Genomic DNA, 26,473 nt, shown 5'->3' with positions numbered 1-26,473 from the left:
CATGATTAAACCGCTTCTGGTCCTGTTGTTAAGCACTGCCTTCGTGAGCCTCGGGGCTCATGCCGAGGATCAAGCGGTTAAATCCATCAGCCCGGATCGCCTGGCCATCAACGGCACCGAAGCCACGCTGGGCCTCAGCCAGGAGTGGGTGCATCCAAAGCCGCGCATCGAGCGTGCCGTGATCGTGTTGCACGGCCGCTTGCGCAACGCGCCGACGTACCTGCGCAGCATCGAACGCGCGGCGAACCAGTCAAAGGAACGCAGCAAGACCCTGCTGATCGCACCGCAGTTTCTGGATGAAAAAGACATCGTTGCGCATCACCTGCCGGAAAACGTGCTGCGCTGGCATCAGAACAGCTGGATGGAAGGCGCAACAGCCACCGATCCCAAGCCCATCAGTTCCTTTGTGGTGCTTGACCACATCCTCAAGCGCCTGAGCGACAGCAAGCTGTTTCCCAACCTGAAGGAAGTGGTGATTGCCGGTCATTCCGGCGGCGCTCAAGTGGTGCAACGCTACGCAATGATCGGCGGCAAGGAAGATGCACTGCTGAATCGCGAGGGCGTGAAGCTGCGCTACGTGATCGCCAACCCTTCGTCCTACGCCTACTTCGACGCCGAGCGGCCCGAGCCGGTAACGGCGCAGACCTGCCCCAACTTCAATGACTGGAAATACGGCCTGAACAAGATGCCGTTCTATTCGGGCAAGGAAAAGCCGACCGACATCGAAAAGAACTACGTGAAACGTGACGTGACGTACCTGCTGGGCGAGCTGGACACCGATCGCAACCATCCGGCACTGGACAAGACCTGCGCGGCCGAAGCCCAGGGCGGCTATCGCCTGATTCGTGGGCAGAATTACTTCAACTACCTGCAGAAGCGCCACCCCGAAGGCCTGAACCAGCACCTGGTGATCGTGCCCAAAGTCGGCCATAGCGGCGACGGCATCTTCACGTCACCTGAAGGCCAAGCGGTGCTGTTCAAGCCGTTCTGATTGGCAGCGCATGAGAAACGGACGCCGTTCATTTTGTGGGAGGCGGCTTGCCGGCGATGAGGCCTGTACAGTCACTGATGCGGCGCTTGAAAAACCGCTTCGCCGGCAAGCCGCCTCCCACGGCCTCTGCGTTTATTCAGCACGACTTGTTTAGCGTCGAGCTCAAGAGCAATGCCTGTCAGCCCAACATCCCGCGTAACGCCACACAGTCCACCGCATGCCAGTCTGCAAGCTCTGGCCAAGGGTTATCCGGCAGGTTCACCAGAACGGTCTTCGCGCCTGCTGCCCGCCCGCAATCAAGGTCGTGACGATAGTCGCCAATCATGACCATGCTTGTCGGTTCAACGTCCCACGCGCTGGCCAGTTTCAGCAGACCGGCCGGGTGCGGCTTGGGCGTGGCCTCGTCACGTCCCAGCACGTCGTCCACCGCAAAGCAGTCAGCAAGTCCGATGGCCTCCAGCGTAATGTGCGCCAGTTCTCGCGCGTTGCGGGTCAGAATGCCCAGGCGGTAGCCGCGTGCTGCCAGTTCGCGGACCAGCTCGACCGCGCCGTCGGCAGGCTGCGAGCCCAGCGCCAGCTCGCGCTCGTGCTCCAGCAACCAGGCATGTTTGGCCGCAGACTCGGCGGCAGGCAGCGCAGCCAGATGGCCAAGAATGTCGGCATCCTGCGGGATGCCCAGCTCGCGCTTGATGGCCGGAAAATCGTGCACGGGGACGGTCAGCGTGCCGTCCATGTCGAACACCCAGTGGCGAATGTCGTGAAGTGTCATGCCCAATCCTTACGGTGGCGGATCAGCCCTTCCTGACTGACCGAAGCGACCAGTTGCCCGGCGCGGTTGAAGATGCTGCCACGTGAGAAGCCGCGAGAGTTGCCGGCCCACGGGCTGTCCATCGCATACAACAGCCAGTCATCGGCACGCAGATCATTATGAAACCATAGCGAGTGATCAAGGCTGGCCACTTGCATGTCACGCTGCCAGACGGTCTTGGCGTGCGGCTTGAGCGACGTCGTCAGCAGATTGAAGTCCGAGGCGTAAGCCAGCATGTACTTGTGCAGCGCAGGCGCGTCGTTAAGGGTGCCATCGGCGCGGAACCACACATACTTCACCGGCTCGCCGGGTTGCGGGTTGTAGGGATCCTCGGCCGTGACCGGGCGAAATTCGATGGGCTTTGGACGCAGGAACTTGTCATGCAGCGCCTCAGGAATCAGGTGCGCACGCTGCTTCATCAGCTCAAGCTCCGAAGGCAGGTTCTCAGGCCCGACGATCTGCGGCATCGTTGCCTGGTGCTCGAAGCCTTCTTCGTCGTACTGGAAGGACGCACTGCAGGTGAAGATCGGCTTGCCCTTCTGAATCGCCGTGACACGACGGGTGCTGAAGCTGCCGCCGTCACGCACACGGTCCACCTGATAGACCACTGGCAGCCCGGCATCACCAGGGCGCAGGAAGTAGCCGTGCAGGGAGTGGACGTGACGATCCTCTTCGACGGTCTGGCTGGCCGCAGACAGGGACTGCCCCAGCACTTGCCCGCCGAACAGCTGGCGAAAACCAAGGTCCTGACTGCGGCCGCGAAACAGGTTTTCTTCAATAGGTTCCAGCGTCAACAACTCGACCAGATCATCCAGCACTTGGCTCATGTTCATCCCTCGCACAAAGCGTGACCGCGCGCCGGTGGCGGCAGTCGGTGTAATTTGCGGCAGGCCCCGCAGGCCCGCGCCCATAAATGAAATGATACAGAATTTGGCGAAGGGCTTACTCGGATTGCAGGGTACTGAGCCACTGTTCGCGGCTGATGCGATAAAGCACGTGCGGTTTGAGCGGATGTCCGTCTGGCAGGTTGGGGTGCTCGAAATCGTCAGCCGGGTCTTGCTGCATACCGATGACCTGCATCACCTTTTGCGAAGGCTCGTTGCTGACGGCGGTAAATGCCACGATTTCATCCAGTTTCAAACGCTCGAAACCGCAGCCCAGCACCGTCCACGCCGCCTCGCTGGCAAAGCCCAGCCCCCAGTGCTCGCGGGCCAGCCGCCAGCCGATTTCGACCGCCGGGGTGAAATGCGCGTCGAACCCGACCACACCCAACCCGGTAAAGCCGATGAACGCGCCGTTGTCCTTGCGCTCAAGCGCCCACAACCCGAAACCCAGCTCGGCAAAATGCCCGCGCATGCGCCCGATCATGGCCGCGCTTTCAAGGCGGCTCAGGGTATCGGGAAAATAGCGCATCACCTGTGGGTCCGCGCACATGGCGGCGAACACCGGCAAATCTTCGTCGCGCCACTGCCGCATCAGCAAGCGAGGGCTGTCCAGCTTGAGTATCGGTTCCATCGATCTCCCCTGTAACCGTACATATTCGGGCGCAAGTGTAGTGTGTCGGGGTTTCTGCCAACTGTGCGATCAGGCGCATAACTGGCACTATCGGGCTTCGACCTTTGAATGAATGCAAAATGTCCCTGCCGCTTATCTATCACGATGACTACAGCCCCGAGTTTCCGGCTGATCACCGGTTTCCCATGGACAAGTTTCGTCTGTTGCGCGATCACTTGATCGACAGCGGGCTGACCAGTGACGTTCAATTATTACGCCCTGAACTGTGTCCGGCCGATATTCTCGCCCTGGCGCATGATCCTGCCTACATAAACCGTTACCTGAGCGGTGACCTGTCACGCGAAGACCAGCGTCGCCTCGGCCTGCCGTGGAGCGAGGCCCTGGCGCGTCGCACCATCCGCGCGGTGGGCGGGTCCCTGCTGACCGCCGGGCAGGCACTCGAACACGGTCTGGCGTGTCATCTGGCGGGCGGTACGCACCATGCGCACTACGACTACCCGGCAGGTTTCTGCATCTTCAACGACCTGGCGGTGATCAGCCATTACCTGCTGCAAAGCGGCCGTGTGGACAAGGTGCTTATTTTCGACTGCGACGTGCATCAGGGTGACGGCACTGCGCGTATTCTGGCGGACACCGAGGACGCGATCACAGTCTCGCTGCACTGCGAAAAGAACTTCCCGGCGCGCAAAGCCCAGAGCGACTGGGACATACCACTGCCGATGGGCATGGGCGACGGCGATTACCTGAAAGTCGTCGATGACCTGCTCAACTACTTGCTGCCGATCTACAAGCCGGACCTGGTGCTGTACGACGCAGGCGTGGACGTCCACAAGGATGACGCGCTGGGTTATCTGCAGTTGACCGATCAAGGCCTGGCTGATCGGGACGAGGCGGTACTGCGCCACTGCCTGGGCCGTGACATTCCGGTGATGGGCGTGATCGGTGGCGGCTACAGCAAGGACCGCGAAGCGCTGGCCCGTCGTCACGGCATCCTGCATCACAGTGCGCAACGGGTCTGGCAGGATCTGGGCCTGTGACAGGCCGGGCGGCAAATCTCGGTTAGAATGCCGCACTTTCCCGCTATTGAACTTCAGTTGACCATGACCGACCTGCCTGCCGCAAAACCTCAATCCGTCGCCATCATCGGAGGTGGGCCTGCGGGCCTGATGGCGGCCGAAGTGTTGAGCGAGGCCGGGGTTCAGGTCGATCTGTACGACGGCATGCCCTCGGTGGGTCGCAAGTTTCTGCTCGCCGGCGTCGGCGGGATGAACATCACTCACTCCGAGCCCTACCCTGCTTTTGTATCCCGCTATGCCGAACGTTCACCGATGATCGCGGCGCTACTGCGACCATTCGATGCAGATGCGTTATGCACGTGGATTCACGACCTGGGCATCGAGACATTTATCGGCAGCTCGGGCCGTGTGTTTCCGACTGACATGAAAGCCGCGCCATTGCTGCGTGCGTGGCTCAAACGCCTGCGCGAGGCGGGCGTCGTCATTCATACCCGGCACCGCTGGCTGGGCTGGAACGCCGATGGCAGCCTGCGCATCGCCCATCCCGAAGGAGAGTTGGCGCTCAAGCCTGCTGCCACGCTGCTGGCGCTGGGCGGCGCGAGCTGGGCGCGGCTGGGTTCAGACGGTGCGTGGGTGCCCTGGCTTGAAGCGCAGCAGGTGGATGTGGCGCGTCTGCAGGCAGCCAACTGTGGTTTCGAGGTCACGGCCTGGAGCGAGGTGCTGCGCAGCAAGTTCGCCGGGACGCCCTTGAAAAACATCGCCATGGGGCTGAGCGGGCAGACCTCGCGCCTGGGCGAATGCGTGCTGACCGACACCGGCGTTGAAGGCAGCCTGGTGTATGCGCTGTCGGCGCAGATCCGGGAGCAGATCAACCTCAGCGGTTCGACAACCGTGCACATCGATCTGCTGCCCGGCAAGACGCAGGCCGACGTGCACAAAGCCCTGAGCAAACCCCGCGGCTCGCGCTCGATGTCCAAACACCTGCACAGCCAGCTCGGGCTGGATGGCGTAAAAGCTGCCCTGCTGCGGGAACTGGCACCGCGTGAAGCCTTCGACGACCCGACGCTGTTGAGTCAGGCGATCAAAGCCCTGCCGCTGAGCCTGATCAAAGCGCGGCCTGTCGACGAAGCCATCAGCACGGCGGGCGGCGTGACGTTCGAGGCGATGGACGAGCGTTTGATGCTCAGGCAGTTGCCCGGCGTGTTTTGCGCAGGCGAGATGATCGACTGGGAAGCCCCGACCGGCGGCTACCTGCTGACCGCCTGCTTCGCCAGCGGGCGGGCTGCAGGGTTGGGGATGCTGGATTGGTTGCGCGGGCAGGATTGAGTGCTGCCGCGCAACGTCCAGAGGTGCATTCAAACGGGGAGCGTCTGAACGATCCTGTCAGCTCAAGGCTTCTTTTTGCGTGGTCCGGTGTTGAAGACCGGGACCTTGCGCACGGGCTTGACCACCGGTGCCGGCTCGGAATCGCCGCTGTCGACCCACTTGCCCAGGTTGCGCTTGCTGCCTGAAACCTTGGGCTTTTTCGGCTTCTTGGGTTTTTTCAGGATCTGGCCGGTGGCGTCGGTGGTCGGCACGCGGTGTTCCGGCTCGAAATCCTGCTCTTCACGACGCTCCAGCGTCTGACGGGTCAGCACTTCGATGGCAGACAACAGCTCGACTTCATCGGCACACACCAGCGAGATCGCTTCGCCGGTCAGGCCTGCACGGCCGGTGCGGCCGATGCGATGGATGTAGTCCTCGGCCACGATGGGCAGGTCCAGGTTGACCACCGTCGGCAGGTCGTCAATGTCCAGCCCCCGGGCCGCAACATCAGTCGCCACCAGAATCTTCACTTCATTGCTCTTGAAGCGATCCAGTGCACGCTGGCGGGTTGCCTGAGGTTTGTCGCCATGAATGCCGTCGGCGTTCAAGCCCAAAGCCTGCAAGCGATCCACCAGTTGATCGACCCCCACACGGGTCTTGGCGAACACCAGCACCTGGCCCCAGCGATGCTTTTTCATTAGATGAATAAACAGGTCGGCCTTGCGCTTTTTATCGACCGTCACGACCCACTGCTTGACCGACGCCGCCGCCACGTTGCGCGGGCTGACTTCGATGGTCAGCGGGTCGTCCAGCATTTGCGAGGCCAGCAAGCGGATCGGGTCGGAGAACGTCGCGGAAAACAGCAACGTCTGACGACGTTTCGGCAGCGCAGCGTAAATCCCGCGCAGCTCTTCGGCAAAGCCCAGGTCCAGCATGCGGTCGGCTTCGTCGAGAATCAGCGTCTGCAGTTGCGAGAACTTGACGGCGTTCTGACGATGCAGATCCAGCAGGCGACCGGGCGTTGCGACCAGCACGTCAACGCCTTTGCGCAGCTTCATCATCTGTGGATTGATGCTCACGCCGCCGTACACCGCGTAGGTGCTCAGAGGCAGGTGTTCTGCGTACTGACGAATGCTTTCGTGGACCTGCTCTGCCAATTCGCGAGTCGGTGCCAGCACCAACGCACGAATCGAATTGGGAGCCACTTTCGGCCCTTCCATGGTCAGGCGTTGCAACAGTGGCAGGGCGAAACCTGCGGTCTTGCCGGTGCCGGTCTGGGCTGCAGCCATCAGGTCACGGCCTGCCAGAACCGGGGGAATCGCCTGTGCCTGCACAGGGGTCGGAGTCTGGTAGCCAAGCGCATCAAGGGCGCGCAGCAAGGGTTCGATCAGGCCGAGAGAGGCGAATGTCATGGGGATACCGTAGGAAAAATTCAGCGCAAGGCGCGCAGTTTACCCTGTCCGGCCCGCCTGAGTTAGCTTGTGCGCGCCGATACCGCGTCCCGGGGTTGCGGCTTGCGCCATTGCGGCAGGCCAATCAGCACCACGCCACTGATGATCACCACCATCGCCATGCACTCGGCCAGACCAATGGTTTCACCCGCAAACACCACCCCTAGCAGTACGGCCACCGCCGGGTTGACATAGGCATAGCTGGTCGCCGCCGCCGGGCGCACGTTCTTGAGCAGGTACATGTAGGCGCTGAACGCGACGATCGAACCGAACACCACCAGATACAGCAGCGCGCCCCAGCCCGCAGCCGTCGGCATCTGCTCCAGCCGCTCGCCGGTCAGAGCGCTGCCGATCAGCAGCGTAACGCCCGCCACGATCATCTCTGCACCGCTGGCCATCGGCCCTTTCGGCAAGGTCAGGTGTTTGCTCAGTACCGAGCCGAACGCCCAGGACGCCGCCGCGAAAATCACCAGCGCAGCACCATAAGGACTGGCCTGCAGGTTCGAGCCCATGTTTAACAGCCCAATGCCGATCAAGCCCAGGATGATCCCGGCCCACTCAAGCGTGGTGGTGCGGTTGCCCCAGAACAGGCCGAACAGCAGGGTGAACAGCGGCATGGTCGCGACCGACAGCGCGGCAATCCCCGACGCCACGCCCGCATGCTCGGCCAGTGTCACGCCACCATTGCCGCAGGTCAGCAACAGAAAACCGATCACCGCCGCGCCCTTCCACTCGGCCCAGGTCGGCGCCGGTGCGCCGCGATAGCGCAGGAACCCATACATCAGGCAACCGGCAATCATGAACCGGATACCGGCCATCATCAGTGGCGGCCAGGACTCTACGCCGATACGAATGACCAGATAGGTAGACCCCCAGATCAGGTACAAGGCCAGAAACGCACCGATCAACAGCGCAGGAAAACGAACGGAATGGGGCATGGTCAGGCTCAGGAATCATTGTTATGGTTGGCTTATTGTATGAAGGCGCAGGGCGAATATTAAGCATGTAAGCCTTTTTACATGCCCTCATAACCTTTGATTCAATGGTTGTTTGGCAGCAATACCTTTCTTTATGAAAACACCCATTTCCCGCGAGGCGCGCCATGAATCTGGATAAATACGATCGCATGCTGCTCGACGCGCTGCTGCACAACGGCCGTGCTTCGTTTGCTCAACTGGCGAAACTGGTCAACCTGTCAGCGCCTGCAGTGGCCGAGCGCGTGGCCAAGCTCGAAGCCAGTGGCGTGATTACGGGGTATGAAGCGAAGGTCGATCTGTCGAAGGTGGGGCTGCCGATTCAATGCATGATCGAACTGCGCATGGCCAGCCATGGCAATCAGCAGGCCTATGACGACCTGTGGAAAATACCGGAACTGATTCAGTGCTATCGGGTAACCGGCGACCCCTGTGTGATCATGCGCGCAGCCGTGGATTCGATGCCGCACCTGGAAGACCTGATCAACCGCATCGCGCAGTTCGGCTTCAGCAAGACGTCCATCGTGCTTTCAACAGGGGTCGAGCGCAGCCTGCCCTCAGGTCATCTGCAGCCTCAAGGCAAGCAGGAGAGAACGCCGGTCAAAAACCGCGCTGACGCTTGATGGCTTCACTGATCTTCGCGGCCGGGACTTTCTGCAGCGAGCACAGCAACTGATGAGAAACCCCTGCCAGGCCGTGTTTCTGACGCAGTTCGTTGGTCAGGTAAGCCGTCAGGTTGGCAGCCATCTCGGCATCGGCCATGGCCCGGTGAGCCTTGCCGGTATTGGGCAGGCGCGCGTACTGCGTCAGTGTGCCGAGCTTGTGATTGGGCGCGCCCGGCATCAGGCGTCGGGCCAGCAGCATCGAACAGGCAAAACTCTGCTCACGTGTGCGCTCGATGCGTGACAGTTCGTAATCCCAGAACTTCTGGTCAAACGAGGCGTTGTGCGCCACCAGCGGCGTGGTGCCGACGAAATCACACACATCGCCCATCACGCGCTCGGCACTGGGCGCGGTGCGAATCATGTTGTTGCTGATGCCGGTCAGGCCTTCGATGAACGCAGGGATGCGTACACCGGCATTCATCAGGCTCTGGTAGCGGTCGACAATGCGCCCCTGCTCCATGATGACCACGGCAATCTCGGTCGCACGGCAACCGTGGCCAGGCGAAATTCCGGTGGTTTCAAAGTCGATGACTGCAATACGTTCCAACACGTTGGTCCAACCCTTGAATTCATTTCAACAACAACGTGCCTTCAATAGGCACGTAACGACTGGCGGCGCGGATCAGCGAATTGGCAGTCAGCCCCGGTACGCCATAGGCCACCGCTTCAACGCCATGTTTGCTGATGATGCGTTCGAGCAACATGTCGAAGTCGCCATCGCCGGACGCCAGCACGACTTCATCCACCTGCGGCGCGAAGTCCATGATATCGATGGTGATGCCCACATCCCAGTCCCCTTTGGCGGAACCGTCGCTGCGCTGGATGTAGGGCTTGAGCCGCACGGTAAAGCCCAGGTTGCGAAGGATCTGCTGGAACTGCTGCTGCTTGCTGTCGCCCCGATCGATGGCATACGCAAACGCATGGACGATCTCGCCACGCTTGCTGATATCCGCCCACAATGCGGCGTAATTGAAATGACAGCCATGCGCCTGGCGCACGGTGTAATAGAGGTTTTGCACATCGGCGAACACCGCGATCTTCTTCACCGCACTTCCTCATGACGCAGGCTGGCCCCTGCGATTACAGCGATCCGGAACATGGATCGGCGTCCAGTATGCCAGCTTGGGGCAGGAATTGAGGGATGGATTGGTGTGGTGGCCGTTTAGGGATCAGACGCGCAGCGTCGCGGACGGCATGCCCACGCAGCGCATGAGCACGCTCATCAAAACCGGAACGATGGCAGACGGCTTGTCGGCGACGAGGACGTCCCGATCGGCGACAAGCGCCTGCCACAGGCAATCGCGCGCGTTCAGCGCGTTAGATTGGCGTGAGAAGAGCAAGCTTGCCAGCTAACCGGACAGGGCTCTGTGCTCCTCAAACAAACGAGTCATCATCAGAGAACATACCGCCATCGTCGTTGTAGCTGTCGTCAGCCGTGTATTGCGAATCCTGCTGCTGACCCCAGTTGCTTTGATCAGTGTTGGAGAACTGATCCTGAGCAGGCGAATCGTGGATGACCTCGACGATCTCCTGCGGCTGACTGTGATGGCTGAACAGGCTGCTGATGCCTTCTGCCAGCATCACGCCACCCGCCACGCCCGCCGCCGTTTTCAACGCGCCACCGAGAAACCCGCTGCCCATTGGCGCAGCTGCGGCTGGCGGTGGTGCGTATCCGCCCTGTTGCGCCGGCGGGTTGTAGCCCGCGCCATCGCGCCACCCGCCACCTGAGGGAGCCGGTTGCGCCTGAGGCTGCGGCGCTCGCGGTGCGCTGCTGCCGAAGATGCTCGACAAAAAGCCACCACTGGCAGGTGCCGAAGCGGCCTGCCCCTTGGCCTGCTGAAGTTCGGCCTGCAGTTGCTGGATCTGCTGATTGAGCTGATTGACGGCCGCCTCCTGCACCAGAATCGCCTGCGTCATGTAATACGGCGCAGCGGGCTGACGCGTGAGGTGATCCTTGATCAGTGCCTCGGCCGCGGTATCTCGCGGAGCAGAGGCGGTTTCAGCCGCTTTCAGTTTCGAGAAAAGACCATCGATCAGGGTGTGTTCTTCGTTGTTCATGGCGACCTCGTGGATTGCCGCAGTCAGTCTTCGCCCGGCCGAATGCCGGGGCGTGATTGAGTAATGGGGCTGGATCAGAACGCTTCAATGACATGAAAAAAAAGATAAGGAAGCGTTACAGCGCAGACCGGTTCGCTTGGATCGACACAGGCCATGGGCTAAAGTGGCGGCCTGCTTTTTGTCTGCGACCGAGCCATGAACCCGTTGACCGTTATTCAGGATTCGCTTTATTTCTTCCGCAGTAACCTTGGCCGCATTCTGGTGCTTTGCCTGCCGCTGGTGGTGCTCGAAGCGCTGGCCAAGCAAGCCCTGGGCAGCGCCATGAGCGCCGACGCGTCCCCCGCCTACAACCTGGTCGTCGGGCTGTTCTTCTATCCGCTCTATACCGCCGCGCTGATTCTGTTCCTCGATGCGCGCAGCCGTGGCGAAGAGCCCCAGACCCGCGACCTGCTCGCCATGGCCCTGCGACTGTGGCCGACCTTCGCGGTGCTTTCGGCCATGAGCACGCTGCTGATCATGTTCGGTCTCTCACTGTTCATCGCGCCTGGCATCTGGGTGATGATCAAACTGGCCTTCTGCGAGTATCTTCTGGTGCTGCGCAGACTGACGCCCTTCATGGCCATGCGCGAAAGCATGCTGATGACCACCGGGCATTTCACACGCATCCTGATGTGCGTTCTGTGTGTCTACATCCCATTGTCGCTGCTCGAAGGCGTAAGCCTTTACCTGCTGCCGGAGCCACAGAGCGCGCCGATCACACTGGTAATCGACAGCATCAGCAGCTTCTTGCAACTGTTCACCAGCATCGTGATGTTCCGGCTGTTCATGCTGATCAGCGAGCCTGCGCAGAACGCCTGAGCTCGAACGCGAATCTTTCACTGAGCGCCAGGCGCTCCATGTGGAGCCGATGAAACGTATTCTGCTACGCCTGACCCTGTATGGCCTGTTGCTGGCCGCCCTGCTGCTGGCTCTTGTCCTGCAGTTGAGCTGGCGTCCGGCCGAACGCGAGGTGGCCGTGACCCACTGCAGTCCCGAGCTTGCGGCAAAGCCGCTGGTGCCTGGGCAGGCGCTGAAAGTCATGACCTGGAACATCCAGTACCTGGCTGGCAAACGCTACGTGTTCTGGTACGACATGGCCGACGGCAGTGGCCCGGACGAGCGCCCGACACCTGAAGACCTGGCCTATAACCTTGACGAAGTGGCACGCGTGATCCGTGACGAACAGCCGGATATCGTCCTGCTTCAGGAAGTGAACGACAACGCCAAGAACTCCGATTACCACGACCAACTGGCGTTGCTTCAGGAACGGGTGGCGGACCTTTACCCGTGCAGCTCGCAAGCCTTTTACTGGCGCGCCGAGTTCGTCCCGAACCCGCATATCTGGGGCAGTGTCGGCACCAAACTGGCCACCCTGAGCCGCTTCCGGATCGACCACGCCGAACGCGTGCAACTGCCCATTCCCGATGCGAACATCATCAGCCGTCAATTCCGACCCAAAAATGCACTGCTGATCAGCTACCTGCCGCTGCGCGACGGTGGGCAACTGGCGGTCGTCAACACGCACCTGACCGCCACCCGAACCCACAGCGACACCGCGCACAAGCAGATTGCCGCAACCGGCGCGCTGCTGGACAAACTGCAAGGCAGTGGCACGCCGTGGTTGATCGGCGGTGACTTCAATCTGTTGCCTCTGGGCCAATACGAGCGTCTGCCAGCGCCCTTGCGCACGGGTTACTCGCCTGACAGCGAACTGCATGAGCTGTGGGACAAGTACCCGATGATCCCGACCAATGCCGAAGCCAGTGGCATTGATCGCAACAAGTGGCTGACGTATTTCCCCAATGACCCGCGCGTGAACGGGCCGGATCGAACCGTCGACTACCTGTTCTACAGTCCCAGCCTGAAACGGGTCAGCGCCCGGGTACGCCGTGACGATGCGTTACTGATCTCGGATCACTTGCCTGTAATCGGGCGCTTTCTATTACCGATGGTGCCCTGAGCGCGTAACGCGCATGCTGAGCGGCATTTCTGCGACGGCCGTCACGAATCGATGATCAAGCCACACACGCGTTGAGCGCATAGGTGCGCTTGGCAATACTATGCCGGGCTTCGGGCAGATACCTTCAAGGAACAAGGGACCTCACGTATGAGCACCACAGATCAACTGCAAACCAACAGTAAATACAGCGCCAAGTGGCAGGAGCGCTTCGATTTCTTCAACGCTCACGGCTCGCCAAAAGAACCAGGCTTCGTGGCAGCCCTGAAGGCATTGCCCGGACTTGGCAAGAAGCTACGGATCCAGATGAACTGGATCGCGTTTTTCTTCGGCCCTATTTACCTTTTCGTACTCGGGCTGTGGAAGAAGAACCTGGCCATGCTGGGCATCTTTCTGGCCATCAACCTCGTGCTGAGCCTGGTGTTCGCCATTCTCGGAATGGAAATGCCCAGAGCGGTCGGAACGGGCCTGAATGTCGCGGGCTCGATGATGTACTCGCTCACCACCAACTATTCGTACTATTTGAAGGAAATCAAAGGTGAGCAAGGCTGGAACCCGTTCAAGGGTCTGCGCTTCATCTGATCGCCTGCCTTGACTGAAAAAGCCCGCACATTCAGCGAATGTGCGGGCTTTTTCATGCCGAGTGAATCATCGAGAGCTTACTCGACCAGCGTCAACTGACCATCGGCATACCGCACCTCGCGACCCAGCCACGCCGGATCGACCTGTGGCAACACGGCCGAAGGCTTGCGCAGCTCACGCAATAATGTGGAGCCATGGGACAGACGCCCGCCCATTCGCGCAATCACCGCACGCGCACGCTGGTAATGCGCGTGGCGGCCTGGGTCCAGCGTGTCCTCAAGCAGAATGTCGTCACCCAGAATGCCTTGCACCTGCCCCGGATAAATCATGAAACCCGCCGCCTGTTCAGTGCCCTCGCGGCCGTCCTGCCAGAAACTGCCGGTACGGGCGCGGATGTCAGGATGCGGCGCGAACCAGTGCGCGCGCTCGGCCTGTGGCATGGCGTGATGCAAGCGAAAGAACACGCGCATCAGGTTGTCGCGATACCACTCGCGCACCTGCAGATAATAACCGCGCATGCCCGGCAGACCGGCCGCATGTGCCAGACGAATTGCCCTCGGCCAGACCGCAAACGCCTGCAACGGCAGATCGGTCGGTGCCGGGCGCGGCGTGCCAGGATCGGTCTCCCACGGCAGTCGATGCGGGCAATGTTCCAGGTCTTCGTAAGCAGTGGGCGGACGTCCCAGCAGGTCGCCGCCGCTGCTGGCCAGCGACGTGGCGATGCACAGATTGCCCTGCACGACGAAGACGTAAAACCGCGTGAACCAGTCAGCGAGTTGCTGGCCGCTCGCACCTTGCCTGATCAGCGAATCGAGTTCCTGATCAAAGCGAATCAAGCGTCCTTCCAGGGTCAGCACATGCCCGCGCGCAATGCGTTGCATGCGCAGGAACAAGGGCAGTGAACGCAACAGACGCAGCGGCCGCCAAGGCAGATGCGGCGTGGCACCGCCCACTTCGCCCGCGTAGCTGCTGGATGCGACGCCCCAATCTGCCAACCGGGCCAGGAACAGGTCATTGTTGATGTAGGACGCAGCACCAAACAGTGCAGTAAAAGGTTCGTTGTCCTGAAAGATCCGTGAATCCCAGCGGCCCATGATCGCCGGGATACTGCCCGCCGCCCGCCGCTGCGCATATTCCACGAACCGGCTGGGCTGAGGCGGCAGGATCTCGGCGATATTGGCAGCGGTCAGGTGACGACGCCAGCCGTAGTCACTGATCGGTCGATATTGCAAAAGCCATAACTGCCTGCCGTCCCACGCCCATTCAACATCGCCGGGCACATAGTGAAAAACCTTGAGCACGCCCTGCAGAAAATCCCAGAGCATGTGCTGCGTCAGCCCTTGTGCGGTGGCAAATGCATGGTCGCTCCAGGACGCACCAAGCCGGGAAAGGATGGCACGTTGCGGCGTCGCCTGCCCGTCGGCCAGCGATTCGAGATGGCCTTCGACCCATTCCAGCTCGACCGACAGATGACGCACAAACGCGATGCCGGACAGCACCGGCGTGATGAAACGCTGAACCACAACCTCTTCAACGCCTTCACGGTGCAACTGCGCAACGCGGGCCGCCACGTTGTGCGCAGGTTCACGCAGAAAGGTGGTACTCAGACCGGCATTCGCCGCATCGGCCTGATCCTCGCCGAAACTCGATGAACGCACCGCCCAGCTCGACTCTGGCTGAGCGGCAAGAAATGCAGAAACATCCGTACCGTCGTTTTGAACGACCGATAACGCCGCAGGCACCGGCTGTCCGGCGCTCGCCGCCAGACGCAGACGACCACCCTTGGTGTGAGCAATGAACCCGCGCTCACCCGACTCCAGCCAATACGCGAACTCGGCGGGCGAATCGATCCAGGGATAGTGACCCCAACCCGGCTTCAGGCTGATGGTGAGGTCGGCGCGAGCCAGAATGGCTGACCAGGCGGCTGCCTGTTCGATGCCCAGCAACTTATCCTGATCACCCCAGACCAACTCGACCGGGTCTTCGACCCACTCCAGCAGCGCCAGCGCCGTGTCCGCCCGCAGCACATCCCAGTACGGCACAAACGCCCGGCACCGCGCATACCCTGCACCCATGCGCTGATAGTGCGCATCCGGCCAGGTGTGTCTGGAAAATTTGTGAGCAAACAGCGCGGGCCGGTTCGACAGCAGCCAATGGATGGTCTTGCGAATCGGCATGGGCGACATCAGCGCAGGCAGACGCCGCTGCCAGAGAAAGGCACCGACCGGCGACAGCAACACACTTCTGCAAAAGTGCCCCGGCTGACGCTGCAACGCATGCAGAACCAGCAGCGCATTGACGCCGACAGCCACAATGGCGCTGCCCCTGATCGTCATGCCCAGCAAGGCGTCGGCGTATGCAGCAAGGTCTTCGCAGGGCGGCTGAGGATTACTGCCAAAGCCGGGCAGCTCAAGAGGAACGACCTCATAGCGCTGAAAATGCGGCACCGCATCGTCCCACCACTCGGCACTGCTGCCATTGCCTGCCAGCAGATACAGCAGCGTACGCTCAGCCATCGCAAAGCTCCTTTACAGCATGGGCACGATCATGGCGGTACAGCCAGAACAGCGGCGGTAGAAGGGCCAGCAACGCAGCCGCATCCAGCCACACATGCGACCAGACATCGGCGCTTAATGAAATCACGATGTCCTGAGGCGCCCAAAGCAACAGCCCGGCCATCAGCCAGCCCCACGGCAGCGGGCTTTTCAAGCGATTGCCCAAATGCACCAGCGCCAGCATGTACAGCGAATAGGTCTGCAACGTCGCGCCAAACAAGGCTGCCCACCAGGTCTGCTGCGCCCGGGCCGCAGCGGGTGCCGCCTCAGTCCAGAATGCCTGCTCAAGCGTGAGCAGATAGCCGTCGAGCAGCCCGGCAAAACCTGCCCAGGTGAACACAACACTGCCCAGCACGTGCGTCAGTGCGGCGGCGTATAACCAGTTGACTAAGAGTCGCCGAGGCGGCCACGAAGAAAGAGGCATCACGAATCCCTGGATGCTTGAGAGGCGCAAAGTGTAGCGATTTTCCGGCATCGAAGACGCCGAATAATCAGCCCTCGGAAGGAACGACGGCGTCCTGAGCAGCCTGCGCCTCAAGCTTCGCGCGATCAGCCTTGCTGACGTAGGTAGACTTCTTGCGCGGGGCCAGTTTGGCACTGGCCTTCTTGGCGTTGGCTTTCAACAGCTGGTTTATCTTTTTGCGACGATTCATGGTGCTGTGCTCGGTCTGGATGCTGTGGATGATACCAGTTCGAGGTTGTTCGAAGACTCTGGCATTGCGATCGCTCGACGCCACTGCCTGACGGCATTCGGCCCCTCTGAAAACGCTCGTCCAGAGCACTGCCAAACCCATAACTACGGGTGGGCTTTACCGGCCCTCAAAACCGTTGAACTAATCATCAGCCTCGCCCACCTAACATTATGCAGATAGCTTCTGGCCACCCGCTCAGGTTGATGCTGAGCGCCCCACTTACACGCGAAGGTTTGATGATCATGAAGAGTGAACAGGTAGAAGGTGTTGCAGAAAAGCTCGTCGGCAAAGCGCAAGGCGCGGTCGGGAGACTGTTGGGTGATTCGAAGCTGGAAGCTGAAGGCGCTGGACGTCAGGCTTCCGGTCAACTGACCAAAACCTACGGCGAAGCGCTGGACAACGTGTCTACGTTCGTGAGAGAGAAACCTGTCGCCGCCCTCGCAATCGGTGCAGTCGCGGCGCTGTTCATCAGCCGTATCCTGCGTCGCTGATCCAGCAAGAAGGGGATGCCTGACGAGGCATTCCCTTTTTCGTTAATCCTTCTCGTACTTCCCCGTCGTTCTCAGGCTCGGCGCATGCACCACGGCTTGCGGCTATCGGTGCGTTTTCAGGCCGCCCCCTCTTACTGAACCTTCAGGTTCCCCTCGGCTTGACCCGCGCCGTCGCCTCGGCCACCAGTGGATCGTCTGGCCAGTAATGACCACCATCAATTTTGGCCTGATGGATTGACACTATGAAGAGCCATATTTTATTGGCTTAAGCATAAATGCAGAGGGAATGCATTCTCAGAGATGTTTGACTGACTGCTTCTGGCCGATTACTGACCATCGCGGGAGGCAGAAATCGGCCAAAAACTGCCTGTCGGCCGGCAGCAAGCGGGTGCCTCTGAGCGCCTAGCTAAAAAGGACCTCGTAAGGCATCATCGCTCGGACGAGATGGCCTCATCAAAGGCTTAAATGCTTGCCCTCTGATTAGCCAAATTTGTCTAAATACACATAGGATGTGAAATGACATTAGTGGTAGCCCATCTTACTTGGCTCAAGCAAATCAATACTTATAGATCAGCTTGTGGGCGGCCTATCCCAGTTTATAAGCTTGAACATGATGCTTTGGATAGCGAAATCATGTCAGCATGGGCGAAGCACTTCAGAAACCATTACTGCCAAGATGAAGAACTCCAGCTTCTTAAAAACCCGTTAAAAACAAACTCCGAATACTTATTGACTGAAAAATTCCCACATCAGTCAATTGCTCCCGGCCCGAGCACACGAGCAGGTGATTTCGCCGAGATATTGGTAGCCGATTACCTCCAATATATCCAAAGCTATCAGGTTCCCCGGACGCGATATGATCGCAAAGGTATAGCCAATGAATCAACCAAGGGCTCTGATATTATTGCTTTCAAAAAAACACCAGATGTTATTAGTGACAATGATGAGTTGCTGATTTTCGAAGTTAAAGCCAAGGCAAGTGAAAACACTAAGCTTAATGTCCTTCAGGATGCAATTGATCATTCAGTCAAAGATGAAATGCGCTTAGCAGAATCTTTGAACGCGATGCGACAAAAATTATTCGACAGAAAAGATTTCGACGGATTGCAAATGGTCGATCGTTTCCAAAGAGAGCCCGATCATCCCTGCAAGCGTAGGTACGGAGCCGCAGCAGTCTATACAGAGTCATCAATGCACGAAACCGTAGTGGCTACGTCGACTACTAACAACCACCCCAATTCAGAAAAATTGGAATTGCTGATAATAAGCGGAAGCCAATTGATGACACTTATTCACGAGCTTTACCGGAGAGCAGCAGATGAAGCTTGAAGTTAAAGCACGCGTCATTCTTGACGTTACTCGCGCCAAAGCAAAGCAGTACGAGTTCGGGATCGATGAAAAGCACCATATTGAACTCCCCCAAGACCCTAAGCGGCTACTTGTATTTACCGTAGGTATCCTTGGTGAGTTAGCCGCCCTTGAGTCCAGAAAGGACGATAAGCGACACGAATACAGGCTAATACTCAAAGAGCAGTTGGTACTAGCGGGGCAGTATTTTGAGTCGATGAGTACAGCCAGACTGACTCCTGAAACAGACGAATATCTAAGAATTTTAAGCTCCGCCTCTTATTATCTGGCGGACATGCCAGGCAGCTCATTAGTATTGGCTCGCTCGATATCAGACACTCCTAACGACTTAACCAATAGCAAGTTAGAGCGGCTTCTGACTTGGTTGTTAAAGTCGGACCTTAGCAGAAACTTTAGCCTGTCCCCGACTGGTGCATATAATCATCAGATACGGAGTACCGCCTTAGCCTATCGAGCTTTTACAAACTTGGATGCTGACCTTTTCGATGTAGAAGATGAGCTTTCAAACATTCGTAGGTTGGTCTACTCCGGTGGAACAGATCGCGAATTGTTGCTCGTAGACACCATCGCGGCATTGATAAAGAGGAAGATTGATAACTCTTCGCTTGTATGCCTCCCGAAATACTCCGGCCTTTCGGTAGATCATTGGAAACAAACACTTGCTAATGATCGTTTTATTAAAGAGTTTTGGCCTGGGCAGCGTCTCATTGGGAAACTAGGAGTGTTGAGAGGTGCTTCAGCAGTAATGCAGATGCCCACTAGCGCTGGAAAGACTAAATCAGCGGAATTGATTATTCGGAGCGCCTTCCTTTCAGGGCGAGCAAAACTCGCAATTATAGTAGCCCCATTTCGAGCGTTGTGCCGTGAAATCACTCAGGGATTCATGCATACTTTTGAATATGACTCGGTTAACGTCAATGAGCTTAGAGATATTACCAATGTTGATGATGACGAGCAGGAATTTCTAAAATTCCTCTTGGGCGAAGCTTATAAAGGAAAGTACGACCATACCATAATCGTCTCCACACCTGAGAAGCTAGTCTATTTACTACGCCATGAGCCATCGCTTGCTGAAAAAATCGATCTTCTTATATTCGATGAAGGACACCAGTTTGACAGCGGGAAACGCGGGGTAACTTACGAACTTCTTATCGCCTCCCTAAAAGAGACTATTCCATCCAATACTCAGAAAGTGCTGATTTCTGCTGTAATGTCTAACGCGGAAACTATTGGTGAGTGGCTTAACGGCGAGTCCAGCGTAAACATTCAAGGTAGCAACTGGCTCCCATCCATAAAGAGCGTGGCGTTCCTCAGCTGGATTACAGACATGGGTCAACTGAGCTATCTCGGACGAGATAACAAATACGACAGCGGACTCTATGTCCCTAAAATTATTCAACAGGTAAATCTTGGTCGTCGCGGACTCGAGAAAAATGATTTTATATTTCCAATCAGAGAGAAGACCCAAACAATTTCATGTTATCTCGGCTTAAAACTCTGCCATCAAGGCCCTGTAGCTATTTTTTGTGGGGACAAAAGGTCTGTTGTCACTCTATGCAAAACAGTGGTCAAAGTTTACGACCGTGGTCTGCCGACTCCAAAACCCAGCGAAATATCCGATGAGAAGGAACTGGCGAAAATCGCATTTCTGTCAAAGCTTCACTTTTCAGACAAACACATTTTTTCGGAAGCGATCCCTCTAGGAGTTCTGCCGCACAGCTCAGCCGTGCCAAATGGTTTGAGAATAGCTATCGAATGGGCAATGGATAGAAAAGCTGCCCATCTCGTAATATGTACCTCAACCCTAGCACAAGGTGTAAATCTTCCAATTAAGTATTTGCTTGTATCAAGCGTGATGCAGGCAGGACGGCGGATCTCCACGAGAGAGTTTCAAAATTTGATCGGGCGCGCTGGACGATCAGGATATCACACAGAGGGGGGTATAATTTTCACCGATCCCAAAGTCTACGATGGTCGCCACAATTGGAAAGGAAGGTTTAAGTGGAAGGAAACTCTCAAATTGTTAGACTTCAACAATTCGGAAGCTTGCCTAAGCAGCCTAATTGACATTATAAAGCCTTTCATATTTGAACAAGCCAAAGATGACCTCCTAGAGTTTGTTAAAAGGCCTGCGGCTCGGCGGACTGAATGGTTGCAATGGGGACTCGCGAGTAAGAATGATGTAACGGAACTCATGAAAGAAATGGATACAAAAGAACAAACACTCAATGCAATAGAAAGTTATTTCCTATCAATGCTTAAGGATGACGACTCTCTACTTAAACTAGAAGTATTCTTAGATCTCGCCAAAGAAACTCTAGCCTACTATCTTGCTGAGGACGATGAGAAGGCGCGATTACTAGCAATTTTCGCAATAATTCATACACGCCTACAATCCGTGCCGCCTGAAAAATTTCCATACTACGGAAAAACTTTACTAGGCCTCGACCAACTTAGGTTTATTGAGGACTGGATTGATGAAAACTTATGGGATCTTGAGCTCAGTGAATCACCACAAGAGTTACTCAATGTTTACTGGCCACTAATAGCAAAATTTTCCATCAGCAAAGTTATTTCCAATATACGCCCAGAAAACCATGCTGTAGAAATTGCGAAGCGTTGGTGCAATGGCGATAGCTACCACAGTATATTGACCTACGCAAGAAAAAGAGCCATAAAGGTGCAGGCCAAAACACAAATTCGCAACATCACTCAAGAGCATATTGTGGATTTTTGCTCTGCCCTCTCCTATGATGGGATGCTCTTAGTTGGTGGATTAGCCGATATAGTCGAAGGAAAATCTATAAGCGACGTAATTTTAACCAATGCCAGATCGCTTCAAAATCAGCTGAAGTTCGGTTTATCAGACGAATTTCATATGTGGCTGTATGGCCAAGGATACTCGGACAGAGAAGTATCGAAGCATATTGCAGAAAATTTGGAAAAAGTTATGAGCGCAAACAATACTTTTGATTTTAAGATACTTAAAGTAAATCAAGGGCTTTTCGCTGATATACTATCTAAACTGCCCACTGTTTTCTCCGAGGTAAAGGTTCGCTAAGACTCTATAGTTGTGACCTTAGCTTATTAAAAAATTAAGAATTTGAAAGTTTTTAGATAGTAGTTGCTCATAGTGACTGCGCTTTGGGGTTGCCGAACGTCCGCTTCTGGCCGCTTTTAGTCCATGGTGAGCGACAGCTTTGCTATGCCCGGTGCCTGTCACAATCGGGCAGCAGTTAGCGGATATTTGCCTATCGCGACCGTCAGCTATGGGTTTATAGCGGTCACAAGCGACTGGCAGCTTTTAACCATAGTAGTCTCCTGCCCTTGCCGCCTGTTGATCTATAAATTTAGTATCTGGCAAAATCTGGATAGGAGAAAAGTTCGCCACTCCTAGATCTTTCAAGCCATTTGAGTGATGAATCAACTTGATATCTATCAACAATAGCCTCAGCCAAAACATTATGACCTAACGCAAAAAGCGAAGTTACCACGTTAGACATTGCATTTGTTTTATCAAAAATATGCATAAAGCTTTCTTTTACACTTTGAATGCCAAGCCTAAAATCTCCATTAATTTCCGGGAGCGTACTTTCATATAGCTCTTCGTAAAACTCTATGTATAACCTATCGCGCGCAAAATAAAACAAAGCATGTAATCCTGCGAGATATTCGGGCGTCAGCCTCGTTTCAAATTCACTCCAAACTAAACTCCTAGTGCTGGCTCTTTCCTTTATACTGTCAAGCATTGACTCCTTTCGATCCCAGTAATCTAGACCAAGGCTTGGTGCTTCTGGGATTAAGCTCTTGGCATTCTGAGGTGCCCACTGATCAAAAAAGAAAAATAGCTGATCTGGGATTATGCCTTTAAGTGGTAACGGGTCGCCTATCATAGAAGAAAGAAAATAATGTGATTTTATTTTTTCAACAGCTTTCGACAGATCTCTGCTACCAATAGCATATTTACACATAATCTGTTGTTTGATATCTTTAAATCCTGGTGTTGCCCATTCAGATTTCGGAGGTAGATCTCTGGCCAATCTATAAATCATTGGGCGTGAAAGCCTTGATGTAAAAGTTCCTTGAGCATATTCATACTTAAGCCACAGATTCAAATTATGTAGCTTATCCAAGTTTCTTTCTAGCTGCCCAAATTTTTCTTTTAAACGAAAAAAATTAATAGATGCGACGTCAGTCAGGTGTTTTTTGCTTTCATTGCTTAAAGGGTAACGAAACGTCTGCCCGGTAGCGTCTACCTCTGCAATATCCGAGATGGTTTCGGCAATTAGGTTGTTAATATCTTCATAACGGCCATCCAGAATCTCAGAGTTAAGCTTGAAAAAGCCCCAAATGTTTCCTATATCATGCGACCCGGATAAATCGAACGAAAATTCGTATTTTTTCGCTTTGGCTACGAACGACAGTTCCTGAATTGCTCCTTTCAGCCTTAACTCCACCGAATGGCGCATATTAAAACAAACGGGATATACTAGATCATCAATTTCCATATTCATTTTCTTGGAAATAACTTGATCAATCAGTAAGTTAGCAGCGGTGGAAAAACCTTTGGAGTACTCAAAATAGCCTGGGCTGCCGTTGTCTCCTACGCAGGCATTTGCCCATGTAGGCTCCGAACCAGAGAAAGTTGAATTTTTATTTCCGACCATGATTAAACCCTATTCTATTTAGGCAAGTTTGGACAGTGCTCAGCTAATGATTTTGCCAAAAGCAGCTAGCCGCGACTATGATTCCGTTCAGTGCTTGCGATGGTCAGCAGCGTAGCTGACTGTGCCCTGTAGCGGTCCCCCGTGAGAGGCAGCTATTGGCCGATTACTGACAAGGTCAGAGGCTTCTGAGCTGCACGATGTGCGTCGCCTGAGCTTCTTCAGTCAGTGTGAAGCCGCAGGGCAGGTAAAAAGCGCTTCCCTGCGCAGTGTCGGTGGTAAGACGCACAGTTTCAAAATGCAAAGCGGCGTAGGCAAGCAAGGCGTTAACCAACCTGTTGCCCACGTGACGCTGGAGTCACATAAATACGCCGCAGCCTTCCTGCACGAGGCAGAGTGAACGGCTCAACAGACAGACCGCCAATGCCCACCAGTTGGCGGTTTAGATACGCGGCCATCAGGCATTCGCCTGGCGCATCGACGCGATTGCTACCTGAATGCCACTCCGACGTCAGCCGGGTGATGAACTTAAAACCTTCTGCTACTGCCTCTTTTTCAAGGGCGGGAATTTGTGGTGGCAGGTGCGTGACCTGGTGAATCTCCATCTGCGGTCAATCCTCCCTGATTGGGTACGAAACACTTCTGAACTGCCAAGGGATCTTGATGTGCGGACTATGGGCACGCAAGTGTCAGCTTTCGACCCAGAGTGTGTAAAAACGGGCCAGTGCAATGTTGGCACGTAGCACCGACGGTTTTTGCTATGTAGTCGCTCACGGTAAGCCCTACGGGTCGTCACTCGGGTCTTGGAGGCTTCAATAAAGCCCCTACGATGCCAGGTGGGCAACAAAGCCAACCATTTCAGGCTGAAAACGCCTTCATTAAGCTGCTGGTGCCAAGGATTTTCATAACGCGCTTCATGTTGTAGGCGAGCACGTTCAAGCTCATTTCTGCACTGACGCCTTCCAGCCTTCGCGTCAAAAAATGCGTGGCGCCCATCCACTGTTTGAGCGTCCCGAAGGGATGCTCAACTGTGCGCTTTCGGACTCGCATTATGTCCGGCGCGTTGCTCAGCCGGACCTGCATCTCTTCCAATATCGCCTCATGCTCCCAGCGCCGAATACGGCGTTGCTTGCTCGGTGTGCACTGTGTTTTCAAGGCGCAGCCTTGACACTTTGAACTCCAATAACGATGCAGCTTCATGCCTTTCTCGACGCTGGAGAAACGCCATATCAGCGTTTCTCCAGCTGGACATACATAGTGATTGTTCGCCGCGTCATAGATAAAGGCATCGTTGTTAAAACGCCCATCAGCTTTGGCTCCAGAGGTCATTGGCTTGGGCACATACGCGGTGATATCAGCGTTGTGACAAGCCAGGATTTCCTCACCTTTGAAATAGCCTCGGTCGGCCACCACCGAAAGCGAATCTGATGCCATGGCCTCGCGCGCCTGCTTGGCCATTGAGCTGAGCTGATCACGATCGGAACCGACATTGGTCACCTCATGAGCAATGATCAAATGGTGCTGAGCATCGACTGCTGTTTGCACGTTGTAGCCAACGATTCCTGTACCACGCGTCATCATTGAGCGCGCATCTGGATCGGTCAGTGAGACCTGTTTATCCGGTGAGTCGTTGAGCCGTATTTCAATCGCCTGAAGCTCCTTCATTTGCACTTTGAGCTTGGCGATTTTCTCTTCCAGCCGCACCTTCTTGGCTTCAGAGGATGTGGGCTCTTGCCGATCCGCAGTATCAAGTGCCGTTAGGTAACGGTTGATGCTCGATTCGATTTCTTCCATGCGCCGCTTCAGTTTGGCGCTGGTGAAATTTCGGTCGCGGTTGTTGACGGCTTTAAACTTGCTGCCATCAATGGCAACCAGATTTTCACCGAATAATCCCAACTGCTGACATAGCACTACGAACTGGCGACAGACGCCTCGGATAGCCTTGCTGTTGTCTTTTCGAAAATTCGCGATGGTCTTGAAATCGGGCATCAAACGCCCTGTCAGCCACATCAACTCCACATTGCGTTGAGCTTCTCGTTCAAGACGCCGGCTCGATTGAATGCGGTTGAGATAGCCGTAGATGTAGATTTTCAGCAAGATTGCGGGGTGGTAAGCAGGTCGGCCGGTATCGGCTGGAATGACACCTTCAAAACTTAGATTGACTAGGTCGAGTTCGTCGACGAAAACGTCGACTACTCGCACCGGATTTGTGTTGCTGACGTAGTCGTCAAGGCTTTCGGGAAGCAAAGTGCTTTGTCCGCGATGCTCACCTTGAATAAAGCGCTTCATTGCCGATCCCCGAATTGATCACGCCAAAAATGATAGCAAAAGCATTCTGATTCAGCCGCTGGCATGCGTTCGCCGGTTAACAGTTTTTTGAGGTAATGACGATGAGCCGATTGCACATGGTAAATATTGACCTGAGTGGGGTGTCAAGCTCTGAGGAACTCCATTGTGTCTTGAAGGATGCGCTCGGTTTTCCTGGGTGGTATGGCTGTAATTGGGATGCTTTCTGGGACGCGATAACGGGTCTAGTGGAAATGCCCGAGCACCTGAAAATTTCAGGGTGGAACATGCTATCCAAGCGCTTACCTGAGGATGCGAGGCTCATGCATGAATGCCTTACCGAAATGAAGGTTGAGTACCCAGCGTTCGCATCAGATGTAGATTTCGGCTAAACGATCCCAAGCTGACATTTCGCCAGTTCCACCTAGAAACACAAGCGTCGCGCGGAGGTACTTTCCAAATCCTTCAGCGGGATGCCTCTCTCCCCTGACGCCGGCTGAACATCTGTTTTTACACACTCTGGACCCATTGCGGTCATTCCATCTGAGGCGATGAGCTGGATGGCGTATACCAGTGAACTCTGGAGCCGATATGAACGTGTTTTTGCTTCTGAGGCGTGAAGGGGCTGTCGAGTGTGCCCAGTGCAATCGAAACCCAATTGGTAAATTCGCCTTGGGAACGTGACCAGAACAAAGTGGAACCACACCGCGCGCAGAACTCGCGAAGCACCGATTCTGAAGAAGAATACCCGGTGATGTGTCCGGCGCCGTTGAGTATCCGTAGTGCGCTAAGGGGCACGCTTCCATACGAAGCGAATGCTGCCCCGTGACCTTTACGGCATTGTGCGCAGTGACAATGACTCACTGCTTTTGGCGTCGTCAGAAGCTCGTAACGGATTGCTGTGCAAAGGCAGCTTCCCTGGTAAAACTCTGTCATACGTTCGTCCCTGTCGCTGGAAAAGACGCCAGCTTAACCACCTGAATCCGATCAGTCGAAGGTCCGCTTCTGCGCCGAAAGCGGTAGCGGTCCATCCCAAGATCCCTCTATCCAACGCGA

26 protein-coding genes and 1 pseudogene are annotated in these 26,473 nt (G+C 55.9%); 11 read left to right on the top strand and 16 right to left on the bottom strand.

Annotated elements, in window-relative coordinates; genetic code table 11:
• Position 1 precedes the first annotated feature (1 nt).
• Positions 2–991 (top strand): hypothetical protein, encoded by a 990-nt coding sequence (locus BUB69_RS16900; RefSeq protein WP_073168739.1) that lies wholly within the window; start codon positions 2–4, stop codon positions 989–991.
• A 178-nt stretch (positions 992–1,169) separates the two neighbouring features.
• Here the strand turns inward: BUB69_RS16900 and BUB69_RS16895 are convergent, their stop codons facing one another.
• The 3 genes from BUB69_RS16895 to BUB69_RS16885 form a co-directional block, all read right to left on the bottom strand.
• Positions 1,170–1,760 carry an HAD family hydrolase gene (locus BUB69_RS16895; RefSeq protein WP_073168738.1) on the bottom strand — a complete coding sequence of 197 codons (591 nt, stop codon included), beginning with the start codon at positions 1,758–1,760 and terminating at the stop codon, positions 1,170–1,172.
• On the bottom strand, positions 1,757–2,626 hold the full coding sequence (gene tesB, locus BUB69_RS16890) for an acyl-CoA thioesterase II (RefSeq protein WP_073168737.1): 870 nt from the start codon (positions 2,624–2,626) through the stop codon (positions 1,757–1,759). The genes BUB69_RS16895 and tesB overlap by 4 nt, the downstream gene beginning before the upstream one ends.
• Positions 2,627–2,741: 115 nt before the next feature.
• The gene (locus BUB69_RS16885) at positions 2,742–3,314 is read right to left on the bottom strand and encodes a GNAT family N-acetyltransferase (protein WP_073168736.1); all 573 of its coding nucleotides are present in this window, start codon (positions 3,312–3,314) and stop codon (positions 2,742–2,744) included.
• Between the two features lie 119 nt (positions 3,315–3,433).
• Here BUB69_RS16885 and BUB69_RS16880 point away from each other — a divergent pair, with 119 nt between their 5' ends.
• Positions 3,434–4,351, top strand: coding sequence for a histone deacetylase family protein (locus tag BUB69_RS16880; protein WP_073168735.1), 918 nt, complete (start codon positions 3,434–3,436; stop codon positions 4,349–4,351).
• 63 nt (positions 4,352–4,414) lie between these two features.
• A complete protein-coding gene (locus BUB69_RS16875; RefSeq protein WP_084537117.1) occupies positions 4,415–5,656 on the top strand; it encodes a TIGR03862 family flavoprotein in 1,242 nt (413 codons plus the stop codon).
• 62 nt (positions 5,657–5,718) lie between these two features.
• On the opposite strand, the gene rhlE1 is transcribed toward BUB69_RS16875, so the two are convergent.
• Entirely contained in the window at positions 5,719–7,047 is a 1,329-nt protein-coding gene (gene rhlE1 / locus BUB69_RS16870; RefSeq protein WP_073168733.1) for an RNA helicase RhlE1, read from the bottom strand.
• Between the two features lie 62 nt (positions 7,048–7,109).
• Entirely contained in the window at positions 7,110–8,024 is a 915-nt protein-coding gene (gene yedA, locus BUB69_RS16865; protein ID WP_073168732.1) for a drug/metabolite exporter YedA, read from the bottom strand.
• 164 nt (positions 8,025–8,188) lie between these two features.
• On the opposite strand from yedA, the gene BUB69_RS16860 reads away from it, so the two are divergent.
• Positions 8,189–8,683 (top strand): Lrp/AsnC family transcriptional regulator, encoded by a 495-nt coding sequence (locus tag BUB69_RS16860; RefSeq protein ID WP_073168731.1) that lies wholly within the window; start codon positions 8,189–8,191, stop codon positions 8,681–8,683.
• On the opposite strand, the gene BUB69_RS16855 is transcribed toward BUB69_RS16860, so the two are convergent.
• The 4 genes from BUB69_RS16855 to BUB69_RS16845 form a co-directional block, all read right to left on the bottom strand.
• Positions 8,661–9,272: a 3'-5' exonuclease gene (locus tag BUB69_RS16855; protein ID WP_163032150.1), complete on the bottom strand. Its 612-nt coding sequence runs from the start codon at positions 9,270–9,272 to the stop codon at positions 8,661–8,663. The two genes, BUB69_RS16860 and BUB69_RS16855, sit on opposite strands and share 23 nt — an antisense overlap.
• A gap of 22 nt (positions 9,273–9,294) precedes the next feature.
• On the bottom strand, positions 9,295–9,771 hold the full coding sequence (locus BUB69_RS16850; RefSeq protein ID WP_073168729.1) for an NYN domain-containing protein: 477 nt from the start codon (positions 9,769–9,771) through the stop codon (positions 9,295–9,297).
• Positions 9,772–9,894: 123 nt separating this feature from the next.
• A complete protein-coding gene (locus tag BUB69_RS28905) occupies positions 9,895–10,065 on the bottom strand; it encodes a hypothetical protein (RefSeq protein WP_175561760.1) in 171 nt (56 codons plus the stop codon).
• Positions 10,066–10,099: 34 nt separating this feature from the next.
• Positions 10,100–10,783, bottom strand: coding sequence for a DUF2076 domain-containing protein (locus BUB69_RS16845; protein ID WP_073168728.1), 684 nt, complete (start codon positions 10,781–10,783; stop codon positions 10,100–10,102).
• Between the two features lie 195 nt (positions 10,784–10,978).
• Here BUB69_RS16845 and BUB69_RS16840 point away from each other — a divergent pair, with 195 nt between their 5' ends.
• The 3 genes from BUB69_RS16840 to BUB69_RS16830 all read left to right on the top strand — a co-directional run bounded on the left by BUB69_RS16840 (position 10,979) and on the right by BUB69_RS16830 (position 13,361).
• On the top strand, positions 10,979–11,641 hold the full coding sequence (locus tag BUB69_RS16840; RefSeq protein ID WP_073168727.1) for a YciC family protein: 663 nt from the start codon (positions 10,979–10,981) through the stop codon (positions 11,639–11,641).
• 49 nt (positions 11,642–11,690) lie between these two features.
• Positions 11,691–12,782, top strand: coding sequence for an endonuclease/exonuclease/phosphatase family protein (locus tag BUB69_RS16835; protein WP_073168726.1), 1,092 nt, complete (start codon positions 11,691–11,693; stop codon positions 12,780–12,782).
• Positions 12,783–12,929: 147 nt separating this feature from the next.
• A complete protein-coding gene (locus BUB69_RS16830; RefSeq protein WP_073168725.1) occupies positions 12,930–13,361 on the top strand; it encodes a DUF2628 domain-containing protein in 432 nt (143 codons plus the stop codon).
• Positions 13,362–13,438: 77 nt separating this feature from the next.
• Here BUB69_RS16830 and BUB69_RS16825 read toward each other — a convergent pair whose 3' ends face one another.
• The 3 genes from BUB69_RS16825 to BUB69_RS16815 all read right to left on the bottom strand — a co-directional run bounded on the left by BUB69_RS16825 (position 13,439) and on the right by BUB69_RS16815 (position 16,569).
• A complete protein-coding gene (locus BUB69_RS16825; protein WP_073168724.1) occupies positions 13,439–15,877 on the bottom strand; it encodes a PEP-utilizing enzyme in 2,439 nt (812 codons plus the stop codon).
• On the bottom strand, positions 15,870–16,340 hold the full coding sequence (locus BUB69_RS16820) for a cell division protein (protein ID WP_073168723.1): 471 nt from the start codon (positions 16,338–16,340) through the stop codon (positions 15,870–15,872). The genes BUB69_RS16825 and BUB69_RS16820 overlap by 8 nt, the downstream gene beginning before the upstream one ends.
• A 67-nt stretch (positions 16,341–16,407) precedes the next feature.
• Positions 16,408–16,569: a DUF2986 domain-containing protein gene (locus BUB69_RS16815; RefSeq protein WP_073168936.1), complete on the bottom strand. Its 162-nt coding sequence runs from the start codon at positions 16,567–16,569 to the stop codon at positions 16,408–16,410.
• Positions 16,570–16,850: 281 nt separating this feature from the next.
• On the opposite strand from BUB69_RS16815, the gene BUB69_RS16810 reads away from it, so the two are divergent.
• From BUB69_RS16810 to BUB69_RS16800, 3 genes are all read left to right on the top strand, one after another.
• The gene (locus tag BUB69_RS16810; RefSeq protein WP_073168932.1) at positions 16,851–17,099 is read left to right on the top strand and encodes a CsbD family protein; all 249 of its coding nucleotides are present in this window, start codon (positions 16,851–16,853) and stop codon (positions 17,097–17,099) included.
• A gap of 516 nt (positions 17,100–17,615) precedes the next feature.
• Positions 17,616–18,428 carry a Hachiman antiphage defense system protein HamA gene (locus BUB69_RS16805; protein ID WP_073168722.1) on the top strand — a complete coding sequence of 271 codons (813 nt, stop codon included), beginning with the start codon at positions 17,616–17,618 and terminating at the stop codon, positions 18,426–18,428.
• Positions 18,418–21,528 (top strand): DEAD/DEAH box helicase, encoded by a 3,111-nt coding sequence (locus tag BUB69_RS16800; protein WP_073168721.1) that lies wholly within the window; start codon positions 18,418–18,420, stop codon positions 21,526–21,528. The genes BUB69_RS16805 and BUB69_RS16800 overlap by 11 nt, the downstream gene beginning before the upstream one ends.
• A 289-nt stretch (positions 21,529–21,817) precedes the next feature.
• On the opposite strand, the gene BUB69_RS16795 is transcribed toward BUB69_RS16800, so the two are convergent.
• From BUB69_RS16795 to BUB69_RS16785, 3 genes and pseudogenes are all read right to left on the bottom strand, one after another.
• Positions 21,818–23,134 carry a hypothetical protein gene (locus BUB69_RS16795; protein WP_073168720.1) on the bottom strand — a complete coding sequence of 439 codons (1,317 nt, stop codon included), beginning with the start codon at positions 23,132–23,134 and terminating at the stop codon, positions 21,818–21,820.
• 175 nt (positions 23,135–23,309) lie between these two features.
• Positions 23,310–23,736: pseudogene (locus BUB69_RS16790) on the bottom strand (GNAT family N-acetyltransferase).
• Positions 23,737–23,989: 253 nt separating this feature from the next.
• Entirely contained in the window at positions 23,990–25,420 is a 1,431-nt protein-coding gene (locus tag BUB69_RS16785) for an IS1182 family transposase (protein WP_073168719.1), read from the bottom strand.
• A 101-nt stretch (positions 25,421–25,521) separates the two neighbouring features.
• Here BUB69_RS16785 and BUB69_RS16780 point away from each other — a divergent pair, with 101 nt between their 5' ends.
• Positions 25,522–25,809, top strand: coding sequence for a barstar family protein (locus BUB69_RS16780; RefSeq protein WP_073168930.1), 288 nt, complete (start codon positions 25,522–25,524; stop codon positions 25,807–25,809).
• Positions 25,810–25,951: 142 nt separating this feature from the next.
• On the opposite strand, the gene BUB69_RS16775 is transcribed toward BUB69_RS16780, so the two are convergent.
• Positions 25,952–26,353 (bottom strand): GFA family protein, encoded by a 402-nt coding sequence (locus tag BUB69_RS16775; RefSeq protein ID WP_073168718.1) that lies wholly within the window; start codon positions 26,351–26,353, stop codon positions 25,952–25,954.
• Positions 26,354–26,473 lie beyond the last annotated feature (120 nt).

Origin of the sequence: Pseudomonas asturiensis (genome assembly GCF_900143095.1) — a bacterium.
Lineage (GTDB): Bacteria > Pseudomonadota > Gammaproteobacteria > Pseudomonadales > Pseudomonadaceae > Aquipseudomonas > Aquipseudomonas asturiensis.
This window is presented reverse-complemented; position numbering and strand designations above follow the sequence as displayed.

Bases quoted from the DNA above. Each gene is read 5' to 3' on its own strand.
- BUB69_RS16785 (WP_073168719.1), bottom strand. From the start codon at position 25,420: ATGAAGCGCTTTATTCAAGGTGAGCATCGCGGACAAAGCACTTTGCTT.
- BUB69_RS16800 (WP_073168721.1), top strand. From the start codon at position 18,418: ATGAAGCTTGAAGTTAAAGCACGCGTCATTCTTGACGTTACTCGCGCC.
- BUB69_RS16780 (WP_073168930.1), top strand. From the start codon at position 25,522: ATGAGCCGATTGCACATGGTAAATATTGACCTGAGTGGGGTGTCAAGC.
- BUB69_RS16860 (WP_073168731.1), top strand. From the start codon at position 8,189: ATGAATCTGGATAAATACGATCGCATGCTGCTCGACGCGCTGCTGCAC.
- BUB69_RS16795 (WP_073168720.1), bottom strand. From the start codon at position 23,134: ATGGTCGGAAATAAAAATTCAACTTTCTCTGGTTCGGAGCCTACATGG.
- BUB69_RS16895 (WP_073168738.1), bottom strand. From the start codon at position 1,760: ATGACACTTCACGACATTCGCCACTGGGTGTTCGACATGGACGGCACG.
- yedA (WP_073168732.1), bottom strand. From the start codon at position 8,024: ATGCCCCATTCCGTTCGTTTTCCTGCGCTGTTGATCGGTGCGTTTCTG.
- BUB69_RS16825 (WP_073168724.1), bottom strand. From the start codon at position 15,877: ATGGCTGAGCGTACGCTGCTGTATCTGCTGGCAGGCAATGGCAGCAGT.
- BUB69_RS16840 (WP_073168727.1), top strand. From the start codon at position 10,979: ATGAACCCGTTGACCGTTATTCAGGATTCGCTTTATTTCTTCCGCAGT.
- BUB69_RS16835 (WP_073168726.1), top strand. From the start codon at position 11,691: ATGAAACGTATTCTGCTACGCCTGACCCTGTATGGCCTGTTGCTGGCC.
- BUB69_RS16815 (WP_073168936.1), bottom strand. From the start codon at position 16,569: ATGAATCGTCGCAAAAAGATAAACCAGCTGTTGAAAGCCAACGCCAAG.
- BUB69_RS16820 (WP_073168723.1), bottom strand. From the start codon at position 16,340: ATGCCTCTTTCTTCGTGGCCGCCTCGGCGACTCTTAGTCAACTGGTTA.
- BUB69_RS16880 (WP_073168735.1), top strand. From the start codon at position 3,434: ATGTCCCTGCCGCTTATCTATCACGATGACTACAGCCCCGAGTTTCCG.
- rhlE1 (WP_073168733.1), bottom strand. From the start codon at position 7,047: ATGACATTCGCCTCTCTCGGCCTGATCGAACCCTTGCTGCGCGCCCTT.
- BUB69_RS16875 (WP_084537117.1), top strand. From the start codon at position 4,415: ATGACCGACCTGCCTGCCGCAAAACCTCAATCCGTCGCCATCATCGGA.
- BUB69_RS16775 (WP_073168718.1), bottom strand. From the start codon at position 26,353: ATGACAGAGTTTTACCAGGGAAGCTGCCTTTGCACAGCAATCCGTTAC.
- BUB69_RS16845 (WP_073168728.1), bottom strand. From the start codon at position 10,783: ATGAACAACGAAGAACACACCCTGATCGATGGTCTTTTCTCGAAACTG.
- BUB69_RS16885 (WP_073168736.1), bottom strand. From the start codon at position 3,314: ATGGAACCGATACTCAAGCTGGACAGCCCTCGCTTGCTGATGCGGCAG.
- BUB69_RS16805 (WP_073168722.1), top strand. From the start codon at position 17,616: ATGACATTAGTGGTAGCCCATCTTACTTGGCTCAAGCAAATCAATACT.
- BUB69_RS16830 (WP_073168725.1), top strand. From the start codon at position 12,930: ATGAGCACCACAGATCAACTGCAAACCAACAGTAAATACAGCGCCAAG.
- BUB69_RS16810 (WP_073168932.1), top strand. From the start codon at position 16,851: ATGAAGAGTGAACAGGTAGAAGGTGTTGCAGAAAAGCTCGTCGGCAAA.
- BUB69_RS16900 (WP_073168739.1), top strand. From the start codon at position 2: ATGATTAAACCGCTTCTGGTCCTGTTGTTAAGCACTGCCTTCGTGAGC.
- tesB (WP_073168737.1), bottom strand. From the start codon at position 2,626: ATGAGCCAAGTGCTGGATGATCTGGTCGAGTTGTTGACGCTGGAACCT.